The 19,321-nt window shown below is 55.9% G+C and carries 23 protein-coding genes and 1 tRNA gene; 12 read left to right on the forward strand and 12 right to left on the reverse strand.

Going from position 1 to position 19,321, the window contains the following annotated elements:
- Nucleotides 1–30 precede the first annotated feature (30 nt).
- The 6 genes from N8E88_RS15275 to N8E88_RS15300 all read right to left on the reverse strand — a co-directional run bounded on the left by N8E88_RS15275 (nt 31) and on the right by N8E88_RS15300 (nt 5,163).
- Nucleotides 31–1,071, reverse strand: coding sequence for an ABC transporter substrate-binding protein (locus N8E88_RS15275; protein WP_262294406.1), 1,041 nt, complete (start codon nt 1,069–1,071; stop codon nt 31–33).
- Nucleotides 1,072–1,106: 35 nt separating this feature from the next.
- A complete protein-coding gene (locus N8E88_RS15280) occupies nt 1,107–1,778 on the reverse strand; it encodes an RraA family protein (protein ID WP_262294407.1) in 672 nt (223 codons plus the stop codon).
- Nucleotides 1,779–1,789: 11 nt separating this feature from the next.
- Nucleotides 1,790–2,593: a carbon-nitrogen hydrolase family protein gene (locus tag N8E88_RS15285; RefSeq protein WP_262294408.1), complete on the reverse strand. Its 804-nt coding sequence runs from the start codon at nt 2,591–2,593 to the stop codon at nt 1,790–1,792.
- A 133-nt stretch (nt 2,594–2,726) separates the two neighbouring features.
- Nucleotides 2,727–3,617 carry a LysR family transcriptional regulator gene (locus N8E88_RS15290; RefSeq protein WP_262294409.1) on the reverse strand — a complete coding sequence of 297 codons (891 nt, stop codon included), beginning with the start codon at nt 3,615–3,617 and terminating at the stop codon, nt 2,727–2,729.
- A gap of 152 nt (nt 3,618–3,769) precedes the next feature.
- Nucleotides 3,770–4,444, reverse strand: a complete 675-nt coding sequence (locus tag N8E88_RS15295; RefSeq protein ID WP_262294410.1) for a tellurite resistance TerB family protein — start codon at nt 4,442–4,444, stop codon at nt 3,770–3,772.
- A 218-nt stretch (nt 4,445–4,662) separates the two neighbouring features.
- Complete coding sequence (locus N8E88_RS15300; RefSeq protein WP_262294411.1) at nt 4,663–5,163, reverse strand: hypothetical protein; 501 nt, start codon at nt 5,161–5,163, stop codon at nt 4,663–4,665.
- Nucleotides 5,164–5,463: 300 nt separating this feature from the next.
- On the opposite strand from N8E88_RS15300, the gene N8E88_RS15305 reads away from it, so the two are divergent.
- The 3 genes from N8E88_RS15305 (at nt 5,464) to N8E88_RS15315 (ending at nt 7,350) form a co-directional block, all read left to right on the forward strand.
- Nucleotides 5,464–5,540 (forward strand) — tRNA-Arg (locus N8E88_RS15305).
- A 226-nt stretch (nt 5,541–5,766) separates the two neighbouring features.
- Entirely contained in the window at nt 5,767–6,153 is a 387-nt protein-coding gene (locus N8E88_RS15310) for a DUF6632 domain-containing protein (RefSeq protein ID WP_262294412.1), read from the forward strand.
- A 141-nt stretch (nt 6,154–6,294) separates the two neighbouring features.
- A complete protein-coding gene (locus N8E88_RS15315) occupies nt 6,295–7,350 on the forward strand; it encodes a FecR family protein (RefSeq protein WP_262294413.1) in 1,056 nt (351 codons plus the stop codon).
- A gap of 10 nt (nt 7,351–7,360) precedes the next feature.
- Here N8E88_RS15315 and N8E88_RS15320 read toward each other — a convergent pair whose 3' ends face one another.
- The gene (locus N8E88_RS15320; RefSeq protein WP_262294414.1) at nt 7,361–9,532 is read right to left on the reverse strand and encodes a CHASE2 domain-containing protein; all 2,172 of its coding nucleotides are present in this window, start codon (nt 9,530–9,532) and stop codon (nt 7,361–7,363) included.
- 150 nt (nt 9,533–9,682) lie between these two features.
- Nucleotides 9,683–10,852: a chromate efflux transporter gene (gene chrA / locus N8E88_RS15325; RefSeq protein WP_262295490.1), complete on the reverse strand. Its 1,170-nt coding sequence runs from the start codon at nt 10,850–10,852 to the stop codon at nt 9,683–9,685.
- Nucleotides 10,853–11,255: 403 nt separating this feature from the next.
- Between chrA and N8E88_RS15330 the strand changes: the two genes are divergently transcribed.
- A complete protein-coding gene (locus N8E88_RS15330; protein ID WP_262294415.1) occupies nt 11,256–12,287 on the forward strand; it encodes a fatty acid desaturase in 1,032 nt (343 codons plus the stop codon).
- A 190-nt stretch (nt 12,288–12,477) separates the two neighbouring features.
- Here N8E88_RS15330 and N8E88_RS15335 read toward each other — a convergent pair whose 3' ends face one another.
- Nucleotides 12,478–12,747 carry a DUF1488 family protein gene (locus tag N8E88_RS15335; RefSeq protein WP_262294416.1) on the reverse strand — a complete coding sequence of 90 codons (270 nt, stop codon included), beginning with the start codon at nt 12,745–12,747 and terminating at the stop codon, nt 12,478–12,480.
- Nucleotides 12,748–13,099: 352 nt separating this feature from the next.
- Here N8E88_RS15335 and N8E88_RS15340 point away from each other — a divergent pair, with 352 nt between their 5' ends.
- The gene (locus tag N8E88_RS15340) at nt 13,100–13,378 is read left to right on the forward strand and encodes a hypothetical protein (RefSeq protein WP_262294417.1); all 279 of its coding nucleotides are present in this window, start codon (nt 13,100–13,102) and stop codon (nt 13,376–13,378) included.
- Nucleotides 13,372–13,878, forward strand: coding sequence for a pyridoxamine 5'-phosphate oxidase family protein (locus N8E88_RS15345; RefSeq protein ID WP_262294418.1), 507 nt, complete (start codon nt 13,372–13,374; stop codon nt 13,876–13,878). The genes N8E88_RS15340 and N8E88_RS15345 overlap by 7 nt, the downstream gene beginning before the upstream one ends.
- A 21-nt stretch (nt 13,879–13,899) precedes the next feature.
- Here the strand turns inward: N8E88_RS15345 and N8E88_RS15350 are convergent, their stop codons facing one another.
- The gene (locus N8E88_RS15350) at nt 13,900–15,072 is read right to left on the reverse strand and encodes an MFS transporter (RefSeq protein WP_262294419.1); all 1,173 of its coding nucleotides are present in this window, start codon (nt 15,070–15,072) and stop codon (nt 13,900–13,902) included.
- A gap of 121 nt (nt 15,073–15,193) precedes the next feature.
- Between N8E88_RS15350 and N8E88_RS15355 the strand changes: the two genes are divergently transcribed.
- The 3 genes from N8E88_RS15355 to N8E88_RS15365 are packed head-to-tail and all read left to right on the forward strand — an operon-like array spanning nt 15,194 to nt 16,204.
- Nucleotides 15,194–15,568 carry an ArsR/SmtB family transcription factor gene (locus N8E88_RS15355; RefSeq protein WP_262294420.1) on the forward strand — a complete coding sequence of 125 codons (375 nt, stop codon included), beginning with the start codon at nt 15,194–15,196 and terminating at the stop codon, nt 15,566–15,568.
- Nucleotides 15,569–15,570: 2 nt separating this feature from the next.
- Nucleotides 15,571–15,972, forward strand: a complete 402-nt coding sequence (locus tag N8E88_RS15360; protein WP_262294421.1) for a (R)-mandelonitrile lyase — start codon at nt 15,571–15,573, stop codon at nt 15,970–15,972.
- 43 nt (nt 15,973–16,015) lie between these two features.
- On the forward strand, nt 16,016–16,204 hold the full coding sequence (locus N8E88_RS15365; RefSeq protein ID WP_262294422.1) for a hypothetical protein: 189 nt from the start codon (nt 16,016–16,018) through the stop codon (nt 16,202–16,204).
- Between the two features lie 8 nt (nt 16,205–16,212).
- Here the strand turns inward: N8E88_RS15365 and N8E88_RS15370 are convergent, their stop codons facing one another.
- Nucleotides 16,213–16,455: a hypothetical protein gene (locus N8E88_RS15370; RefSeq protein ID WP_262294423.1), complete on the reverse strand. Its 243-nt coding sequence runs from the start codon at nt 16,453–16,455 to the stop codon at nt 16,213–16,215.
- Between the two features lie 129 nt (nt 16,456–16,584).
- Here N8E88_RS15370 and N8E88_RS15375 point away from each other — a divergent pair, with 129 nt between their 5' ends.
- Nucleotides 16,585–17,466 (forward strand): LysR substrate-binding domain-containing protein, encoded by an 882-nt coding sequence (locus N8E88_RS15375; RefSeq protein WP_262294424.1) that lies wholly within the window; start codon nt 16,585–16,587, stop codon nt 17,464–17,466.
- A 39-nt stretch (nt 17,467–17,505) separates the two neighbouring features.
- Here N8E88_RS15375 and N8E88_RS15380 read toward each other — a convergent pair whose 3' ends face one another.
- Entirely contained in the window at nt 17,506–17,667 is a 162-nt protein-coding gene (locus tag N8E88_RS15380) for a Thivi_2564 family membrane protein (RefSeq protein ID WP_209998290.1), read from the reverse strand.
- Nucleotides 17,668–17,842: 175 nt separating this feature from the next.
- On the opposite strand from N8E88_RS15380, the gene N8E88_RS15385 reads away from it, so the two are divergent.
- Together N8E88_RS15385 and N8E88_RS15390 are read left to right on the forward strand one after the other, a co-directional pair.
- The gene (locus N8E88_RS15385; protein WP_262294425.1) at nt 17,843–18,256 is read left to right on the forward strand and encodes a VOC family protein; all 414 of its coding nucleotides are present in this window, start codon (nt 17,843–17,845) and stop codon (nt 18,254–18,256) included.
- A gap of 12 nt (nt 18,257–18,268) precedes the next feature.
- A complete protein-coding gene (locus N8E88_RS15390) occupies nt 18,269–19,141 on the forward strand; it encodes a DMT family transporter (RefSeq protein ID WP_262294426.1) in 873 nt (290 codons plus the stop codon).
- Nucleotides 19,142–19,321 lie beyond the last annotated feature (180 nt).

Raw genomic sequence — 19,321 nt, forward strand, 5'->3', positions numbered from 1 at the left:
GGTAGCCTCCAAATTTTCACGGCTTGAACTTTAGCGGCTGAGCGGAATGATGCGACGCCGCCATTGCTCGGTGATGCCATCACGAACCTTGGCCACTGCCAGCCAATCGATATCGATCATCTTGTCCATATCGTCCGCGGCCGTACGCTTCAAAGCATCGGGTGCGATGACAGTCTTGGAATTTGTAGGAGCGTAGAACATTTCGCTCGTGAAAGCTGCCTGCGCTTCAGGGCTGAGCGCGTAATCAATGAACTTCTTCGCCGCATCGCCTGCGGGAGCGTTCTTCACGAGATTGATCGTATTGATCTGGAAGCCGCTCCCCTCTTCCGGCAAGGCTACGCCCAGTTTTCCACCGGAGGTTCCGGAATAGATCTGAGCACGCGCATTCCAGCCGATGCCCAAAGCGGCCTGTCCGTTGGCAATTGGAGCGTAAACGTCCGGCTTCGGATCCCAGGTCTGCACGCCCGGCGCAAGTTCGCCAATCTTGGCGATGCCTGCCGAAACGTCGGTTTTGTAGTCTCCGCCGCCGGCAAGCTTGTTCGAAATGATCGTAAATGTTGTTCCTTGAATATCGGGGGCAGCCTGTATGATCACCTTTCCTTCATACTGCTTGTCCCAAAGGGCGTTCCAGGACGTCGGCGCGGCCTTCACCTGGTCAGTGTTATAGATGATCACCAGATTGTCGAAGGTAACACCGACGCCTGCAACACCTTCGGCGTGGGCATTAGGGTAAAGATCCTTGACGTTTGCAGAAACACTTTCATCTACCTTGTCGAACAGGCCCTCGTCCGTGCCCGCCTTCGCTACACTCACATCAAGGATCGCCACATCTATTTGCGGGCTGCTCTTCTGCGCACGGAGGGTCCCAAGCATCTGCGCCGAGTTCGGCATGCCATAGAACTGCACAGTGATATCGGGATATTTTTTCATGAACGGCTCGATGACGGCCTTCGTGTAGTGTTCTTGAAAGATACCGCTATAGGCCGTCAGCGTTACAGTCTCGGCCGAAGCGCTGCTGACAGCGGCGATTGTGAGCGCTGAAACAGCAATTGAAAGTCTTGCAAACATCATCTCGTTCCCTGTTTTTATGAGTTGACGGTTATCGATCAGGCGACTTGGCGCTTCTGGCCCTCCACGATTTTCGTAGCTCCCGAAATGTCGGGAAGAAATTCGCCTCTACGCAAGCGTTCGAGCAAAAGGATTTCGTTTTCCTGCATGCCGAGCGCTTTTTCAGCGGCAGCCCGTGCCTGGGATGGTGCCAGGACCACGACACCACTTTCATCGGCGATGATTGCATCGCCTGGCGTGATAACTTGACCACCGACCGTAACCGGGACGTTAATCGCCCCTTCCAGGCCCAGAATTTTGGTCGTTATCGGCGACGGTCCACGACACCACATGGGCATTTCCACTTTGCGTATCTCGGAAAAATCCGTGGCCGGACCATCGATTACCGCACCGACAGCGCCGGCGAGCTTCATCGCATGTGTCACGACCCCGCCCCAGCAGGCATGGCGATTATCACCACACCGTTCGATTGCGACGAAATCGCCAGGACGGACTATTTTGGTCAGGTAATGCAGGATAGTCGAATCCGCATGCGGTATCCGGATGGTGACAGCCGTTCCGGCTACACGTTTTTCCGGCAAAACGGCGCGAATCTCCCGATCGACGAATCCCGAATGCAGGAAGTGTCCAATCGTGGCTGTCTCGACCTGTTCCATGAGGTTGATCAAATCAGCATCGATCTGACGTGGCATTTCATTGACTTCAAACATGGTCTGACCTCTCAAAGCACGTGGTGGCGGGCAACGGGAACATCGCCGCGCACTTTTGTGACGTAGCCAAGGTCCAGTTTGGAGCTGGTGGTTCCGACACCGTCTGAGCATTGCGCCACGATATGGCCCCATGGGTCGATGACCATGGAATGACCCCAACACCATTTGCGCCCCTCGGCATGGGAGAGCGCCTGCCCAACTGCAAGGAAATAGGTCTGCGTTTCGATCGCGCGGGCACGGGCAAGCACTTCCCAATGATCCTTGCCGGTCATCAGCGTGAAGGCAGCGGGAAGAACGATGACTTCGGCACCCTCATCGCGCAATTTGCGGAACAATTCGGGAAAGCGAACGTCATAGCAGATGGCGCAACCGACTTTCGTATCGCCGACTTGGTAGGTCACAATGTCCTCGCCGCGGCTGATCGTATCTGACTCGCGGTAGACCGTGCCGCCTGGCGTATCCACATCGAACAGATGAATCTTGCGGTATTTCGCCAGTTCCTTACCGTCAGGGCCAAAGACGATCGTCGTGTTGTAATATTTGTTGCCATCCTGTTCGACAACGCTGCCAGCATGAATTGTTACGCTGTGTTTTGCCGCCAGTCCCGACATCAGCCGGTAGCCATCGCCATCCGGAAATGTCTCGCCATTGGCGTAGATATTGTCCCGGCCCTCGCCCAGGAAGGCATAGTATTCGGGCAACACAATGAGATCAGGGGCATCATTCTCAACGGCTTCGTTGATCAAACGTGCCGCCGTGTCCAGATTTGCGGCCTTGCTGTCCTGCGAGTTCATTTGCACCAGACTGACTTTCACGCTCATACCTCCATTTTCGATGAAGGGATCGTGCGCAAAATATCATGGTGAGACAAACTCGAAATAATTGAGCAATCCTATAGAATTTTCTTATGCATTCGTGGTGGGCTGTTTGTGTCCCGCCAGCATGCGCTCAGGCGTCCGCCATACAGAGCGATACTTCAGCCGCCATCTGGGCAATGATCGACGGTAGAAGACTGTCCGGGTGATCGGCATAGACCGCATGGAATGTGAGCGGATGAAATGCTGGTGTAACGTCAAGAATCTCCAGTGCACCTGCATCGACATATTCGCCAAGAATGACGCGCGGCAGAGGCGCAACGCCAAGGCCATCTTTGGCAAGGCGCATAATGGTGGCAAGCGAGTTGGAGTTCGAGATCGCGGGTGGCTCAAGCCCGGCTTCACGAAACTGCTGTAACAGCCCGTGATGAGGAACGCTTCCCTTTGAAAAGGCCAGCAACGGGTAGCTCGCAAGGTCCGCAAGTGTCAGTTTTTTGCCTGCCAAGCCGTATTTTGGACTCGCCACCCAGACGCAACCATAGGTTCCAAGATCGATATTGACCAATCCATGATCAAGCGCCGGTCCCATGATCAACGCCAGATCGATTTTCCGTTCGATGATTTCGCGTGCCATATTGAGGCTGGTGTCGACATTGAGATCAATAGCGATCCCCGGATAGCGCTCTTGGACACGCTCTACGAGGCGTGGTAGAAACGAGTGGACGATGGAGTCGATCGTGCCGATGCTGACTGAACCTTTCAGACTGGTCGGATCGGCAATCGCCTCGCGAAATTCTCCAACGGCCTTCACGATCTCTTCTGCTTTGGACACCGCCTGCTGGCCAACAGGTGTCAGTTTTACAGTGCGCATGTCGCGATCAAACAGCTGAACGCCAAGTTCGCGTTCGAGTGTGGCAATGCGGTTGGAGATCGAAGCCTGAGTTGTATTCAGTTTCTCCGCGGCGGCACTAAAACTGCCGAGGCGGACGATCCAGAGGAATGTTTCGACAAAACGCAGGTTCATGGTGTTCGACTCTTTCTGCGGCATCTTCACGCAAACGAAGCGTGATGCCAATGGCCGAACTATGTCGAACTGGCACGGATGCGGAGAGCGAGCGCCGTTCCTGGTAGATTATGTGCAGCCCGCTGTAAGACGTAGCTCCAAAACAGGGCGTATCAGCCACGACCCAGAGTTTGTTCGACCTGCGCTTTCAGCCCCGGATCGATCTTAAGAGCACGCGCGAGCCCGTCGAGATAATTTTTCTCCGCGGGTGTATCGACCGCTATCGCCATCACTGAAGCCATGTATATCTGTAGCGCCACCTCCGGCGAAGTTGCGGCGTTCAGTATCTCTCGAAGATCCACAGGCGTCGTCAGCTGTTCGGCCAAGCCGCCGCGATCAGCGGAACTGATACCAAGCTGATCAAGGCGCCCGGCCAACTTACGCTGTTCATCTTCGTCGATGACGCCGTCGGCCTGTGTCGCGGCCACCATTGCCTTGACGAACACACCTGAGAGGGCATCGGCACCACCGGGCGCTTGCGCGGGATGAAAACCGTTGTCGGCAGGCGGCACGACTGCAGCCGTATCTATTCCGGGCGACTTCGCTCCCGATTGTCCAGCTTGCTGATATCGCTTGAACACCTGGTAGGCGAGTACGCCGATCACCGCCATGCCGCCATAGCGGGCGAGATCGTTCGTTCCTGCTTTTTGTGGCATTTGGGCCTGCGGCTGGGGCGATCTCGTTGGAACGCTGCCACCGCTCGCGCCGTTGCCGGCCGCTGCGCCCCCCAGGAGACTGCCCAGAATATCGCCCAGCCCACCGTTGCCGGCAGGAACCGATCGACCCACGGTTGCTCCGCCCCCACCCGCTGCTGGGCTCCCGCCCAACAGGCTTCCTAAAATATCGCTGAGATTGCCCGACCCGCTCGGCGCCGGCTGGTTAGGCGCATTCGTTCCTTGGCCCGCGCGGAGTCCACCTCCCTGCAGGGCAGCTTGAAGCATCTGCTCTAACACTGACTGGTTGCTGGCCACTGAACCGTTCCTCCCGTTTATGTTGATCTCGCCGTTCAAGCGGTGAGCTTAAGCGCCTTCGAAATCTCGTCCAGAGTGGCTTTTTCCGCGTCGCTCACCCGAACGCCGCCAAAACCCATGAAACCACCTTCGCTGGCCGCATTCGCCACGCGTTCACTGATGCCATAAAGCCAAGCCTTGAATCCGGCAACGTCATCGGGAGCTTTCGCGCCAACGAGTGCAACGGCTTGGCTGAGCGTTTGCAGGATAGCGCCCTTCATCTCGGCCGGCTGCTTGCCCGCAAGTTTGCTTTTGATCAGGCCGCGCGCCGCTGTGCGTCCCTCGGAAGTCTCGAAGTCGGATACCACCGACTTGATCAAGTCATTCGAATTCGGATCGGTCTTTGCCGCGACGAGTGCGCTGCCACTGGCCAGCCCTTCTTGGGTCATGCCGATGAGGCCGCTTGGATCGGCCAGCGTAACAGCCATCCCTGCCATCATCACGCTGCCAAGCACTTCAGTCCATTCCTCTGCAGTGAAATCTGTCTTGGTCGCCATGAGGGGTCTCCATTTTCTCTCAACAAAGCTAAATCTGCGCAAACCAGTCTAGCACCCGCCAGACATGATCGCGCCATGCAACGTGGGAAATCAACGCAAAATTCGGCGTTGAAGCCAAAGGCTGTATCGGTTCGAGACATTATACTTATCACACATCAGGCGCATGACAGGATTGGAAGCTGTGACCTGCGCCCTTCGGAAACCGCACAGTTTCCTTTCATACAACCGAAATTCGCCATTGAAGCTGCGGGCCGCATCGGTTAGAAACGCTTCGCGCATGTAAGGCCACGCCTTGTATCAGCACCCGTAGCTCAGCTGGATAGAGTGCTGCCCTCCGAAGGCAGAGGTCACAGGTTCGAATCCTGTCGGGTGCGCCAAAATACCCATCAATTCAGCCGTATATACTGATTTCCAATCGAGAAGGCGTGCCGCTTCCAGGTAAGCATGGTGTGGAAATCGGGCCGATTTGGTCCGCTTCATAAATTGCGCATAATCCTGCCGCGCGGCCACCGACCTAGAGCAAAATACGTTTCATGGATGGCTGGTTTTAAATATGCTTCTGACGAAGAATACCGTTCGGTCCCTCAAGAAAGTAGCGTGCCCATGTCCCGGCTAAAACTTTTACAGGTCGCTTTGATTGCCTTCGGTGTTGCATTCTGTCTGGTCTATCCGCTCGCGATTATCTGGCCATCGGGTTGGGCTTGGCATGACGGCCCGCCCACCGCTTCGCACTATTTCATGATGATCGTGGGCATATACGCAACGCTTGGAATATTTCTGATCCGTGCATCGCGCGATCCCTTAGCACATCGGTCGCTAATAGAGTTCACGATTTGGTCGAGTGTCGTGCACGCGCTGATCATGGCGGTCCAGTCCTTCAGACCCGATACGCATCTGGGTCATATGCTGGGCGATGTGCCGGCCTTGCTGTTCGTAGCGGTGGTGCTTGGCTGGTTGACCTATTCTTCCAGCGCAACGAAGGACGGCTAGGGCCTCCGCCGACTCCCTTCAAATACGAGATCAAAATACGAGATCAGGGCGGGCCTTACCCCCAACCTCTCTAACCAATAAGGATGAAGGGACACTTGTCTCTATCGCATGTACTATCTTCGGCTTCTGATGGGGGATCCGATGCCGTACTCGCGTGCTGCCGCCGTAGCGGCGCTTGGTATGACACTTTTAAGCCCGCTGCCGACGATGGCTGCGGAGCCTGTTGGCGAGGCCGTCCTCATCAAAACGGAAGTAACTGGCGGAGGTGGTCCCATAGCGGTGGATACGCCGGTCCATCGGGACGAAAGGATCAAGACCTCTCGGTCGGGCCTTGGTCAATTCCTGTTCCGCGATGGTACCAAGCTGGCGGTGGGCTGGGGTTCGTCTGTGACGATCGACAAGTTCGTCTATGATGACGCGGACTCCGTCAAGAAATTGACGATCAAAGCTGCCAAGGGCACGTTTCGCTGGGTCAGCGGAAATTCAAAATCGTCGGCCTATAATATCTTGACCCCGGCTGGGACGATCGGCGTGCGTGGAACCGCATTCGACTTCTATGTGGGCCCGGACGGAACGACAGCGGTCGTCCTCTTGAACGGTTCGGCGCGATTTTGCGGTGCGGGCGGCTGTAAGGAACTGAAGCGCCGCTGCGATTGCGTCGTTGCCAAGCCCAATGGCCAAATTACCGATACCCGCCGCGTCGATCGGAACATCTTCAAGACGTTGGGCAGTACGAAGGCACTCCCGTTCCTGTCGGGCAATCAAAAGCTCTCAGGAGGATTGGGAATAACTGGCACAGGGTGCGGTCTTTCGATGGCAGCAGCGGAGCCCGCGGATAACGGCTCGCTTCCAGCCAGGGCTCCCAGCCCTGCCCCGCAAAGTCCGCGAGCTCCTGATCCGCCTGCTCCTCAGAGTCCTCGGGCCTCTGATCCGCCTGCCGCAGCACCCTCCGATGCGCCCGATCCGCCCGCGCCGCCGGCCACGCCAAGGACGCCTGATGCGCCATCCAAGCCGGACAAGCCGGACAAGCCGGATCGGCCGCACAAGCATGACAAGCACCATCATCACGACAGGCACCATGATAAAGACCGTCATCATCACGACAGGCATGATGATGATCGGCGCGGTAAAGATCGTCACGATCACGATGGAGGCCGCAATAACCGGGATGGTAATGGACCAAGGCACAACAGATAACCGGATCCGATCAAATGCCGGGGGACCGGTCCTTCGCTGCCGGCTGATCAACGAAGTGATCGGCTCGCCGCGATATCCGGCGATAGAATTCCGGCAGACCATTTGTGATTTCCACCGCCTGCAATTTTGCGATCCGCAAGAACCTGCGACTGCTTGAAGACCGCAAACGCAAGGCTTCGATGAGTTGGGCGTGGATAGCCTGCAGTTGCACAAATTCGGCAGACCCACCGAGCTTTTCATCACCGACCACCGCGAAAAGCCTGGTCCGCATACTTTTACCCTTCAACGCAAGTGCGCCTGCCTCGAGCAAAGCATAGCCCGGCAGCATTTCGGCGGTGCTGTCTGAAACAAGAATGTCGAAGCTGACCTCCTTGCAGGAGGATTCGATGCGCGCGGCAATGTTGACCGCATCACCAATGGCGGAATAATTGAAGCGTGTCTCCGCACCCATGTTTCCGACGCATGCAAGACCCGTATGGATACCAATACCTATTCCGACTTTCTGTTCGTCGCCAAAGCCAAACGCATTAGTCTGATTGAGGCGCGCGAGTGTCTCACGCATGGCCAAGGCGGCATGGACCGCCTTGTTGGCATGGTTGGCTACGTCTACAGGAGCGTTCCAGAAGGCCATTATGGAGTCGCCGATAAACTTGTCGAGAGTCCCCTCGTTGGCAATGACGTGACGGCTAAGCGCATCAAGAAGCGTATTAAGGAACAACACGACTTCTGCCGGGGTCAGGCGTTCGCTGATTTCGGTGAAATTGCGAACGTCGACAAACATAACCGTGAGTTCCCGGTCGTCTCCCCCAAGGCGCAATGCATTGCGCGTATGCTCGATGCGATACAGCAGCGAAGGTGAAAGATAGTGGCCAAATGCGCGTCTGACCTCCCGGCGTTCGCGGTCGATCACCAGAAAGCGAAATGAAGTCGCTGCAAAATGGGTTATCGACCCGCTGACAATTGGCGCCAAGGGATCAAACAAGAGGCCCGCGTAGAAAAAGGCAAGCCACGACGCGACAAGCGCCATGACCGTGATCAGCAGCCCGCAAACCAGGGCGACAGCCGGACTAACGAACGTGGTCAATATCACCAGCAGACTTCCCATCGCTGCGATCGACAGGATTTCGAGCCCATTTGCCCAATCCGGGCGCGAGAGAAAGCGTCCCGACAATATTTGCTCGACAGTCTGCGCGTGCAGCGACACGCCAGGCACGTTCTGTCCAAGGGCAGTGGTACGGATATCCTGAAGCCCTGCTGCGGATGTCCCGATAAACACGATACTGCCGTCGATAGCATTCTTTATCTCGGGAGTGGCGCCTCCCTGCGCCAGTACATCCTTGGCTGAAATATATCTCTCGGCGGTATCGGGGGTGATATAGAGCCATAGTTCACCTTCGGCAGTCACCGGAACTTCGAATTCGCCGATTTTGACCATGGTTATGGTGTTGGGCACATTTGTTGCGCCTGCCAGTACATAGGTGGAAGCGCCTTGGGCTACGCGCAGTGCTTCAAGTGCAAGGTTAGGGTAAAGTTGCTCGCCATCGCTCAGGAAAAGCGGAACCGCGCGAACAACCGCCGATGGGTCACCGGGATTGAGGCTGATGTGCCCGATGCCGGCGGCGTTCGCTTCAAATTCCGGCCGCAGCGGTGTCGCGGCCTTGATGCGTGGAGGCGCGCCAGCAGGATTTTCACCTGTAAAGGCAAAGCCGGCCTTCACCTGTGGGCGATAATTGCCTTCATTGGACAAGCCAAAGCCCAGGATGACAGGTTTCCCGGTAATCGCTTGAGCAAAAATCTCATCATTGTCAGGCAGTTGACCAAGCAGCGAGGGATCAATTCCGGCAACGTCTCGTACGACTGTACGTGGCGATAGACGGTCCGGCTCGGCGAAGAGAACATCAAACGCGATCGCCGATGCCCCCATTTCACTGAGCCTGTCGACCAGGGTGGCGAGCCGGTCTCGCGGCCATGGCCACTGACCGAACTCCCGCAGCGAGGCTTCATCTATATCGACAACCTTGACGGGCAGGCTTTCGAAGGTCCGTGGCGCGATGCGCTGATATTCGTCAAATGTGAGATCGCGGGCCTGCTTCAGCAGCGGCGGGTCACTTGCCCGCAGGATCGTGAGCGCCGCTACGATCGCCAGGCCGATAAGTACGCCAACTTGCTGCGCGCGCGTCATGGATGCCGTATCAGACCCCTTCTACCGAAAGCCTGACGGCAAGAAGTTCTCACCCGGAGAAGTAAACCCGGTCTGATGGCCTGCCGCCGCGCCAAGAAATGGCATGCTGCATTTTTCTTTGCTTCTATGCAATCAGGACATCATTTGCCGTCAAATTGCAGAAATTGCACCGGCCGCCGCGAGCGCAAGGACGACCGTCCACGCGGGTGCCTTCCAAACCGTTAGCAGAAGGAATCCGGCAAGTACGAGGAAAAAATCCAGCGGCACGAGAACGGCGCTGGTCCATACCGGATTGTAGAATGCCGCGCCCAAGATACCGACAACCGACGCGTTCGCGCCCGCCATCGCGGCTTGTGCTGTGGGACGGCGGCGAAGCCCATCCCAGAACGGCAATGTGCCATAAACCAGAAGCAATCCCGGTAGAAATAGCGCTATCAAAGCAATCACTGCGCCGGTAACGCCACTCGGCGCCGGGACCATCACCGCACCAAGATAGGCGGCAAACGTGAAAAGCGGACCCGGCACTGCCTGCGTCGCACCGTAGCCCGTGAGAAAGGCTTCGCGGCTTACCCAACCGGGACTGACAACAGCCGTTTCCAGAAGCGGCAGAACTACGTGACCACCACCGAAAACCAACGAACCGGAACGGTAGAAGGCTTCGAACAGACGCATGGCCTGGTTCCCCGTGCCATACAGGAGCGGAGGGACCAGAAAGAGAATTGCAAACAAGGCAAGAGCGGCAAGCGCACCGCGGTGACCCACCTGAAAGTCGAGGTGATGGCCAGTTGGTGCGTTCGTGTCCCTGCAAAGCAGGATCCCCAGAACTGCGCCGCCAGCGATGGCGCCTATTTGACCGATTGCAGTATCAAGGACCACTACCCCTCCAACCGCCGCCAAGGCGATGCCGATCCGTGTCCGGTCTGGCGTCAGTGTGCGGGCCATTCCCCACAATGCCTGCGCCACGACCGCGACCGCGACGAGTTTAAGTCCATGAATGATACCTTGGCCCACCGGGCCCGAAAAATTTGCGGCTCCCAATGCGAATGCCAGAAGCAAGATCGCGGACGGAAGTGTGAACGCGGTCCAGGCAGCGATTCCGCCGAGCAAACCACGACCGCGGGAGATACCGAGGGCAAAACCCACCTGGCTAGATGCCGGTCCGGGCAAAAATTGGCATAGGGCCACGATGTCGGCAAAAGCTTCATCGTTCACCCACTTGCGCCGGACGACGAATTCCTCGCGGAAGTATCCAAGATGCGCGATAGGACCGCCAAACGACGTGAGACCTAGTTTCAGGAATGCCGCGAAGACCTCAATAATTCGGGTTGGAGCGGTTCATCGCCGTATCAATATTTTCCAACTGAGGTCCTCCGGGGTGCTGTCCGTGCGGCCACCACGACTACCATGACTTCGGTGCTATCTTCATCCTGTTCCTGCAACCGTGCGGATCTGTCTCAACGGCGCACCCGAATGTGATTTGACGAAGAGGTTGCCGAGAGTCACGCTGTATCCCGCCCTCCCCTGGGTACAGAGGTTCGGCGCTTGACCCCAGTCAGAAAGGTCTTTCGTCGGGCCTCGCCACTAGCCAGCCACGGACCCGAAACCGACGTCGCACGGTTGGTGTCGCGCATGCAACCAAATAAAAATCACAGGCTGTGAACTCACCAAATGTTTCTTCCCGAAACATCTTGCGCGCGCTGGCACGCCGAGGGTATGATAGCCAATGAAAACCACTTCCGTTAAAACTTTACCTGCAATTGGCTCGGGGGAACGTCCTTGGCTCAAGATTCTCTCCAGCTACCGTAAACCACACAGAGGACGCAGCGCCTTCGAACTCGCGGTTACCGTCATTCCGTTCGCTTTTTTCTGGGCATTGACCTGGGCGGCCGTGCACTACGGATATTGGTGGGGTCTGGTATTGATTATACCCGCAGCTGGCTTCCTGCTTCGGCTATTCATGATCCAGCACGATTGCGGCCATGGCTCTTTTTTTGCGCATCGTCATACGGATGACTGGACCGGCCGAGTGATCGGCGTGTTGACGCTGACCCCTTATGACTACTGGCGTCGTACCCATGCTTTGCATCACGCTTCGGCTGGCAATCTCGACGAACGCGGCGACGGTGACATTACTACGCTTACCGTTGCCGAATATCGCGCCCTGTCGCGTTGGGGCCGGCTTGGCTATAGGTTGTATCGGCATCCAGCCGTAATGTTCGGTATCGGACCCATCTGGCTCTTCATCTTCAAACAGCGACTACCTTTCGGCATGATGCGTTCCGGCATGGAGCCATGGGTTTCGACGATGGCGACCAATCTCGGAATAGCGGTTCTGGCGATATTTCTTATGTGGCTGGTTGGCGTCGGCCCGTTTCTCCTGATCCATCTGCCGATCGTCACTCTGGCCGGCGCTGCCGGTATCTGGCTGTTCTACGTGCAACACCAGTTCGAAGAAACCCACTGGTCATCCGGTCCGGAATGGCAATTTGCGGAGGCTGCACTTCATGGTTCGTCGCATTACGTGATGCCAGGCGTGCTGCGCTGGATGACAGGCAATATCGGCATTCATCACGTGCACCATTTGTCCTCAAGGGTTCCCTGTTACCGGCTCCCGGAAGTGCTGAAAGATTATCCGGAGCTCGGCGATGTAGGGCGCATCACCATCATGGAAAGTCTTCGCTGCGTTGACCTCGTCCTTTGGGATGAAAATCGCCGCAAGCTTATCTCGTTTCGAGAGGCCAAAAAGCTGGTTTGACGCGAGGGAAAAGCGGGGAACCATATTCCGGCCGTGCCGTTGACATCATGGAAAGTGTGATGGCCGTGTCAACCGGACGCGATGGCAAGGCGAACAGGAACGTTTTTCCGGTTTCCAATCCTGGCCAACGAAACGGCAGACGAGCGCCTGTCCCATCCGGTCCACGCTTTCCTTCCAAGGGTTGGAGCTACTAACGAAAGTCCGTTGCGGTTAGAACGTACATGGTTTTGCGTCCGTGGGAATAGGCCTTTATTGCGGCGCCCTGGATCGATACACGCGCCGCGTCGAATGCCGCGAGATAATCGTCTTCGGCTGATCCCGGCGTCGGTGATACTCTGGCAAAAACGTCAATATCAACAAAGAACGGTACCTGGAAAAGTCCGTCGTAGCCGATGAAACGCACGCGCTGGCCCGCCGCATCGTAACTGCGACTGCGATTAGGAAAACTTAATGCCGTCATCGATACCGATCACTACTATTTCTAATATTATTCTGAATAGTCGCCCGCTTATATTGCGATTAAATTTGACTTATGGGGCCTTTTTCGAGAATATTATTCTACCATAAATACTGATTGAGCGGTCATTTATTTAAAACATTTAATTATTTATTTGACGCTCATGACAACACAATTAACGCCCAAACTGTAATACTCGGTCCGAATCGAATTTGACAAGTAGGCTCCTTGAGAAGGTCGAATAGTTCGACCCTTCACGGACGCAGAGTTTTAGTGCGACAGAATGAATATCTATCCACCCTCTCCCGCCGGAGACTGCGTGACCAAAGCAAATCATTTACCAGGAGAATTTTCGATGAACATGCATCGACGCTACAAGGCGCCCGATATACCAAGCCACCGCTTTGCGGTCGGCCAGAAAGTCCGCATGAAGGGCTGGGGCGGCAACAAGGTGAAATCGACGGCTACGTTCGAGATTATGGCAACCTTACCCGCGGCGGGTGGTTCCTTGCAATACCGCGTCCGCGATAATGATGAGAAACACGAACGAATTGCGACCGAAGATAATCTCGAGGCTGCTGACATGTGGAGTACCAAGGAGCGCAGCAGTTTCGATCGGAAAGAAGAATGTTGACGGCTGGTCAGGATGCTGAAATTCTTGCTCTGGAAAGCGGTGCACCAATGATTATCAAAGAGATGACACAGCAGGAAATTCGGGCGTTGCTCGAAAGAGCGGCGATCGGCAGGTTGGCGTGTGCAAAGGACGATCGACCTTACATCGTGCCGCTGACTTTCGCATACCATGCCGTGTTTCTCTATTCATTCACGACCGCCGGGCAGAAAGTCGACTTCATGCGGGCAAATCCGCGTGTCTGCGTTGAATTCGATGAGATATCCGCGACGAACAATTGGCAAAGTGTCATCGTGACGGGCAAGTTCGAGGAGCTGACAAAGGAGCCCGATCATATCGACGGCAGAAACACGGCCCATGCGCTTTTGAACAAGAGCGCCGAATGGTGGCAGCCTGCTTATGTGAAGACCGTCATTCGAGACCATGAACGGGCCCTGGAGCCGGTCTATTTCCGTATTGCGATATTGGAAACCACCGGGCACAAGGCTGTCAAAAGCGCATAGATCGTTTACCGTGTCATTCAATCAGGCGATGGACAGCTGCTGCTTGTCTGGCGACCCTGCAAGCCGCATGACCACAAGGCCTATGAGCGGGAATATACCGCCGATCCAGCCGAGATATTCGAGGCCGACATTGGCAATGACCAGCCCGCCGATCATCGATCCGAGTGCGACGCCGAGATAAAGTGCCGAGTAGTTGAGCGACAAAGCCAATGGCGCGCTTTCCGGTGCAATGGCCAGAACCCGGCTCGCCTGCGCCGGCGGGAACATCCAGGCGATGACGCCCCAAATCACCATGAGTGCGATGAGAGCCGGACCGGCAATATTGTCAGGCAGCTGCGTGATCCAGCTTACGGCCATCAACACGATGGCGTTGAGTATCGATGCTGCGATGACCGTTTTCGTCGCTCCGAGACGATCCGAAAGCTGTCCTCCCAGGACATTTCCAAGAGCAGCGCCAATCCCGAAGGTTAGCAAAACCACGGGCATCATTGAGTGGCTTAGTCCGGCGCCTTCGACGGCGATAGCCGCTACATACGTATAAACCGCGAATGCACCGGTCATGTAAAGCAGCATCGTTACGAGCGCCGGCGCTAACCCGGGATGACGAATGACGCCAAGACGTTGCGCCAGGCTCAATCGATCTGCATAGAGCCCGCGCGGCACCAGGAACCAGACGATCAGGGTAGCCAACGCTCCTATCGAAGCGATGAAGAAATAGGTGCCGCGCCACCCCGCCAAGTCGCTGATGAACGCGCCAAGCGGTGCGCCAAAGGCAACTGCCAGAGTCGTGCCACCGACAATTGCGGCGATGGCACGCGCACGGTGATGTGGTTCAGAAATGGCGACTGCCGTCGCCTGAGCCGTGGCTGCATAAAGCCCCGCCATTACAGCGATCAACACACGTGCGGCCATAAGGAGGAGATATGTCGGCGAAACGGCCGCAAGAATTGCGCCTGCCACAAATATGAGAGCGCTGCCTGTCAGGACGTTACGCCTCTCGAATGCACCTGTGAGTGCAGCAGCGATAGGGGCGCCGATTGCATAAGCCAAGGCATAGGTCACGACGAGATAGCCGGCCTGCACCAAGGTAACACCTGTGTCCCCGGCGATCTGCGGCAGGAGGCTTGCGACAACGAAACCCTCGATGCCGATTGCAAATGTGCCGAGCGCCAATCCGACGAGACGAATATCCATGGGATTACCTTAATGTTCAATGATCGTTGAACTAATGAACCCACTCTCTCCGGGTGTCAAGAATAAAGTTCAACAAATATTGAACATTGAAATCTCTCCTGCCAATTGCTATTACAAATCCATGACAGATTATCTCCCGCATCCGCCCGTTGAGGACATCGCGCTTCCTGCTGTCTTGACCGCGCTCGGCGATGAAACGCGCCTTGCGATCATTGCCATTCTCGCCCGCAACGGCGAGCAGGCAATGACTTGCGGCCAGTTTCTGCAGTTCGGCTCGAAGACCGCCATCAGCTATCACGTGGCAAAGTTGCGTGAGGCCGGTATCATCCATGTTTGCCCCGAAGGTACCAGACGGCTACTGACACTTCGGCGCTCCGATCTGGAAAGCCGGTTTCCTGGGTTCCTCGATACGGTGATCGCGTCCACTGCAGCGAAACTGCAGTCAGATGCGTATAGCCCTGGCATGCTGGAAGCGGCTCAATTCGCAGGAGAATAGAAATGGACATCAAACCATCCGGATCGGTCCCGTCGCGTCGCGCGTCATCCGACTGGTTCTCCGGCACCGTCTGGATAGACCCGATTATCGATGCAGGTGCACCAGCACGACTGCAAGCAGCTATCGTACGCTTTGAGCCTGGAGCCAGGACCGCGTGGCATACACATCCTCTCGGCCAGACACTGCACGTAACATCCGGATCGGGTTTAGCGCAGGTCTGGGGCGGGCCGATACAAACGATCAAGGTCGGCGATACGGTTTGGATTCCGCCTGGCGAAAAACACTGGCACGGGGCTGGTCCAGAAAATTTCATGGTGCATATCGCGATGCAGGAAGCCTTGGACGGTAAAACTGTCGAATGGCTGGAAAAGGTTTCCGATACACAATATTCCGGCCACGATTAATCTGCTAACATAGGATATGCAGTGCATGTGAAAGGAACCCACCATGGCGTTCGAAGAAATCAAGGCCCGGATCGCGCTTCTGGTCGAAGAAATGGTGAGACGACCGACGGACGCACATGAGATTCACGAGACACTGCGCGAGCACCTCAACGAGCTGAAGGCCATGGGCATGCCGCTGCCCGATGACCTTGTTGCGCTCGAAAAACGCCTGGAAACCGACTTCGACTCTTGAACATCGCACTATAGAAAGCGCTTGGGATGGTCTCTGAGCAGATCGCTCAGATCGTCGCGGTCTGTCCGTTGGCCTCTTGTGGTCCGGCCATCGTGTAAGCCGATGTCCCTGAGCATATGATCGGAAAAATCCTCGGTATCGATGCGAACAAGTTCGCTCTCATCCTTTTCCTGCTTCCATGGACTCGCGATCCGGCTCCACCACGAAGCGTGGCTTGATACGTGCGATAGAGATGCTGATACAGGGCTCATAGCCTCAACTCCAAGGTGTTGGCAGCAATTTCTGCCTTGATAGGTTGACCTGAAGATGCGCTCTTCCCCGCTTGTTTTCCAACAAAACGCCGAGTAGCATGCATAAGGACAGCTTATGCGAGATCGTTGATGAATCTGCCTCCTCTAGCCGCCATTCGCGTCTTTGAAGCTGCCGCGCGTCACGGCAGTTTTACCAATGCCGCAGAAGAACTCGGAATGACGCAGGCAGCAGTGAGCTACCAGATCAAGCTTCTGGAAGAGCGTATAGGCGCGTCACTTTTCCTGCGCCGGCCACGCCAGGTGATCCTGACGGAAGTCGGAGCGCGGCTTTCACCGGCAATCAGCGAGGCTTTTGACATGATGCGAGCGGCCATTGCCGCGACTCGGGAAAACGCCGACGGCATCCTTACGATCACGACCATTCCGACGTTTGCAGCAAACTGGCTTGTCCCCCGGCTCGGTTCGTTCCAGTTGGCGCACCCATCTCTTGCAGTTCGTCTGCAGGCAACGCGCGAGGTGATCGACTTCGCCCGCCAAGACGCCGACATCGGCATACGCTCTGGCGGGGGGCATTGGCCTGGCATGGTCGCTCATAAGATTTTTGGAGCTGATTTCACACCCATGCTCAGCCCCGTGCTAGCTGCAACGATTGGCGGGGTAAAAACCCCGATGGACTTTCTCAAGTTGCCAATCGTCGATCCAAGCGATCCATGGTGGAAAATATGGTTTGCTGCGGTCGGAGTGACAGACCCTGAACTGCGCGGCAATCCACGCGGCCGCTTTGGCGATCAGCATCTTGAAGGAAAGGCAGTCATAGCAGGCCAAGGGGTCGGCATTCTCACTCCGGCCTTTTTCGAAACGGAACTTAAATCAGGCCTGCTGATTCAGCCATTCGATATTGTCGGCAACGACGATCACTTTTATTGGCTGGTCTATCCGGAAGCGCGGCGCAATGTGCCGAAGGTCCGGGCTTTTCGCGATTGGTTGCTGGAACAACTAGCCGGGGCATAGAAAGCCGGGCGGAACAAAATATCCCGCCCGCAGAAATGCTTAAAAAACGGCGAGATAGCGCAACAATGAAATAATGCCGATCACCACGACGATGACCTGGGCGATCTGTTTTGCACGGGCGTCGAGAGGGAGCATCTGGACAAGGTAAAGAACAAGAAAGATCACCAGCACGGTGATCAAAAGGCTGATCAATATGGACATTTCAAACTTCCTGGTTTCGGGATCAAGGCGAGAGTAGCTCAATACAACTCACGGTTGGGTGATTTGGTTCCCCAGAACAGAAGTTGAAAGCTTGCATTTCCTGCAACCTTTCATTGTCTGCCTGGATATCTGCTGGTAGGCTCCAGCGTACTCCCGCCTCACCAGGATTTCTCCAATGCGCTCCTTGTTTCACCTTGCCTATCATGTCACTGATCTCGACGATGCGAGGCAATTTTACGGTGGAGTTCTCGGATGCGAAGAGGGCCGCAGCACCGAAACCTGGGTGGATTTTGACTTCTTCGGTCATCAGATTTCACTGCATCTCGGCAAACCTTTCGAAACAACAAATACCGGCAAGGTCGGTGATCACATGGTGCCAATGCCGCATCTCGGGGTTGTCCTACCGCTGGATGACTGGAATGCGCTGGCCGACAGGCTGAAACAGGCGGACGTCGATTTCGTCATGCCGCCTGTCGTGCGATTCAAGGGTGAGCCCGGCGAGCAGTGGACAATGTTCTTCCGCGACCCCTCCGGCAATCCGATCGAGGTCAAGGGATTTGCCGATTTCGCCAGCGTCTATGCGAAATAGCGCCGAGCAATCGTGGAAGTACAGCAGTCCAACCTGAAAGCAGCGTTCTGGATGACCGGTTCGCTGACCGCCATCTTGCTCATGGCCATCTCCGGCCGCGAAGCCTCGAGAGAGCTTGACGTTTTCCAGATCATGGAAATGCGCTCGGCCATCGGACTTGCCATGCTCTATCCCTTGATACGCTCATCGGGTGGTTTCAGGGCTATGAAAACAGCGCGTATCTGGCAGCACCTTGGACGAAATACTGCGCACTACGCCGGGCAGTTTGCCTGGTTGCAGGCTCTGTCGATGATTCCGCTCGCACAGGTCATCGCCATCGAATTCACGACTCCGGCATTTACAGCGGTAATGGCTGTGGCCTTTCTCGGCGAGCGGTTGAACATCTGGCGGATATTGACGATTGCCCTTGGTATCATTGGCGTCGTCATCATCGTCCGGCCCGGCATTGGCACGGTGGAGGTGGGTCAGCTCATCGTACTCGGTGCCGCCCTCACCTTTGGCATATCGTTCACGATGGTCAAATCTTTGACCCGAACGGACAGCGTTGTGAAGATCATTTTCTGGATGCTGATCATCCAGTCGGCGATAGGCCTGCTGCCCGCCGTCTACGTCTGGCACTGGCCTTCACTTCATATCATGCCTTGGGTGGTGATCATTGCTTTCACCGGCACGTTTTCGCATTTTTGCATGGCGAAGGCCTTGCAGTACGCCGATGCGACCGTAGTCATTCCCATGGACTTCCTGCGCGTGCCGCTGACGGCTGTGCTTGGCTGGCTGATCTATTCCGAGCGGATCGATGTTTTCACCGCTCTTGGCGCAGCGCTTATCCTTTCGGGCAATCTCCTTAACCTCAAAAATCGCGCCCCTGCGCCAATAGGGGCGTAATTTCCGGTAAATTCTTTTGTCTTACCCGTTACTATAGGCAATCGGACTTCCTACATAGCCATAGGAAGGACATAAATATGCGGGATGATACTCGTTCGACGGCGGACACATCTCAATATCTTGATTGATATATACAATATTATAGCAATCAGTGTCTTGCGCAGTGCAGCGACTCATCCG

The organism is Phyllobacterium zundukense (genome assembly GCF_025452195.1).
Taxonomy (GTDB): domain Bacteria; phylum Pseudomonadota; class Alphaproteobacteria; order Rhizobiales; family Rhizobiaceae; genus Phyllobacterium; species Phyllobacterium zundukense_A.

What these genes read in the sequence shown, in the direction of transcription:
- N8E88_RS15365 (WP_262294422.1), top strand. Translation starts at nt 16,016, where the DNA reads ATGGCGTTCGAAGAAATCAAGGCCCGGATCGCGCTTCTGGTCGAAGAA.
- N8E88_RS15380 (WP_209998290.1), bottom strand. Translation starts at nt 17,667, where the DNA reads ATGTCCATATTGATCAGCCTTTTGATCACCGTGCTGGTGATCTTTCTT.
- N8E88_RS15315 (WP_262294413.1), top strand. Translation starts at nt 6,295, where the DNA reads ATGCCGTACTCGCGTGCTGCCGCCGTAGCGGCGCTTGGTATGACACTT.
- N8E88_RS15350 (WP_262294419.1), bottom strand. Translation starts at nt 15,072, where the DNA reads ATGGATATTCGTCTCGTCGGATTGGCGCTCGGCACATTTGCAATCGGC.
- N8E88_RS15335 (WP_262294416.1), bottom strand. Translation starts at nt 12,747, where the DNA reads ATGACGGCATTAAGTTTTCCTAATCGCAGTCGCAGTTACGATGCGGCG.
- N8E88_RS15355 (WP_262294420.1), top strand. Translation starts at nt 15,194, where the DNA reads ATGACAGATTATCTCCCGCATCCGCCCGTTGAGGACATCGCGCTTCCT.
- N8E88_RS15320 (WP_262294414.1), bottom strand. Translation starts at nt 9,532, where the DNA reads ATGACGCGCGCGCAGCAAGTTGGCGTACTTATCGGCCTGGCGATCGTA.
- N8E88_RS15290 (WP_262294409.1), bottom strand. Translation starts at nt 3,617, where the DNA reads ATGAACCTGCGTTTTGTCGAAACATTCCTCTGGATCGTCCGCCTCGGC.
- N8E88_RS15300 (WP_262294411.1), bottom strand. Translation starts at nt 5,163, where the DNA reads ATGGCGACCAAGACAGATTTCACTGCAGAGGAATGGACTGAAGTGCTT.
- N8E88_RS15275 (WP_262294406.1), bottom strand. Translation starts at nt 1,071, where the DNA reads ATGATGTTTGCAAGACTTTCAATTGCTGTTTCAGCGCTCACAATCGCC.
- N8E88_RS15385 (WP_262294425.1), top strand. Translation starts at nt 17,843, where the DNA reads ATGCGCTCCTTGTTTCACCTTGCCTATCATGTCACTGATCTCGACGAT.
- N8E88_RS15340 (WP_262294417.1), top strand. Translation starts at nt 13,100, where the DNA reads ATGAACATGCATCGACGCTACAAGGCGCCCGATATACCAAGCCACCGC.
- N8E88_RS15345 (WP_262294418.1), top strand. Translation starts at nt 13,372, where the DNA reads ATGTTGACGGCTGGTCAGGATGCTGAAATTCTTGCTCTGGAAAGCGGT.
- N8E88_RS15280 (WP_262294407.1), bottom strand. Translation starts at nt 1,778, where the DNA reads ATGTTTGAAGTCAATGAAATGCCACGTCAGATCGATGCTGATTTGATC.
- N8E88_RS15370 (WP_262294423.1), bottom strand. Translation starts at nt 16,455, where the DNA reads ATGAGCCCTGTATCAGCATCTCTATCGCACGTATCAAGCCACGCTTCG.
- N8E88_RS15360 (WP_262294421.1), top strand. Translation starts at nt 15,571, where the DNA reads ATGGACATCAAACCATCCGGATCGGTCCCGTCGCGTCGCGCGTCATCC.
- N8E88_RS15330 (WP_262294415.1), top strand. Translation starts at nt 11,256, where the DNA reads ATGAAAACCACTTCCGTTAAAACTTTACCTGCAATTGGCTCGGGGGAA.
- N8E88_RS15310 (WP_262294412.1), top strand. Translation starts at nt 5,767, where the DNA reads ATGTCCCGGCTAAAACTTTTACAGGTCGCTTTGATTGCCTTCGGTGTT.
- N8E88_RS15375 (WP_262294424.1), top strand. Translation starts at nt 16,585, where the DNA reads ATGAATCTGCCTCCTCTAGCCGCCATTCGCGTCTTTGAAGCTGCCGCG.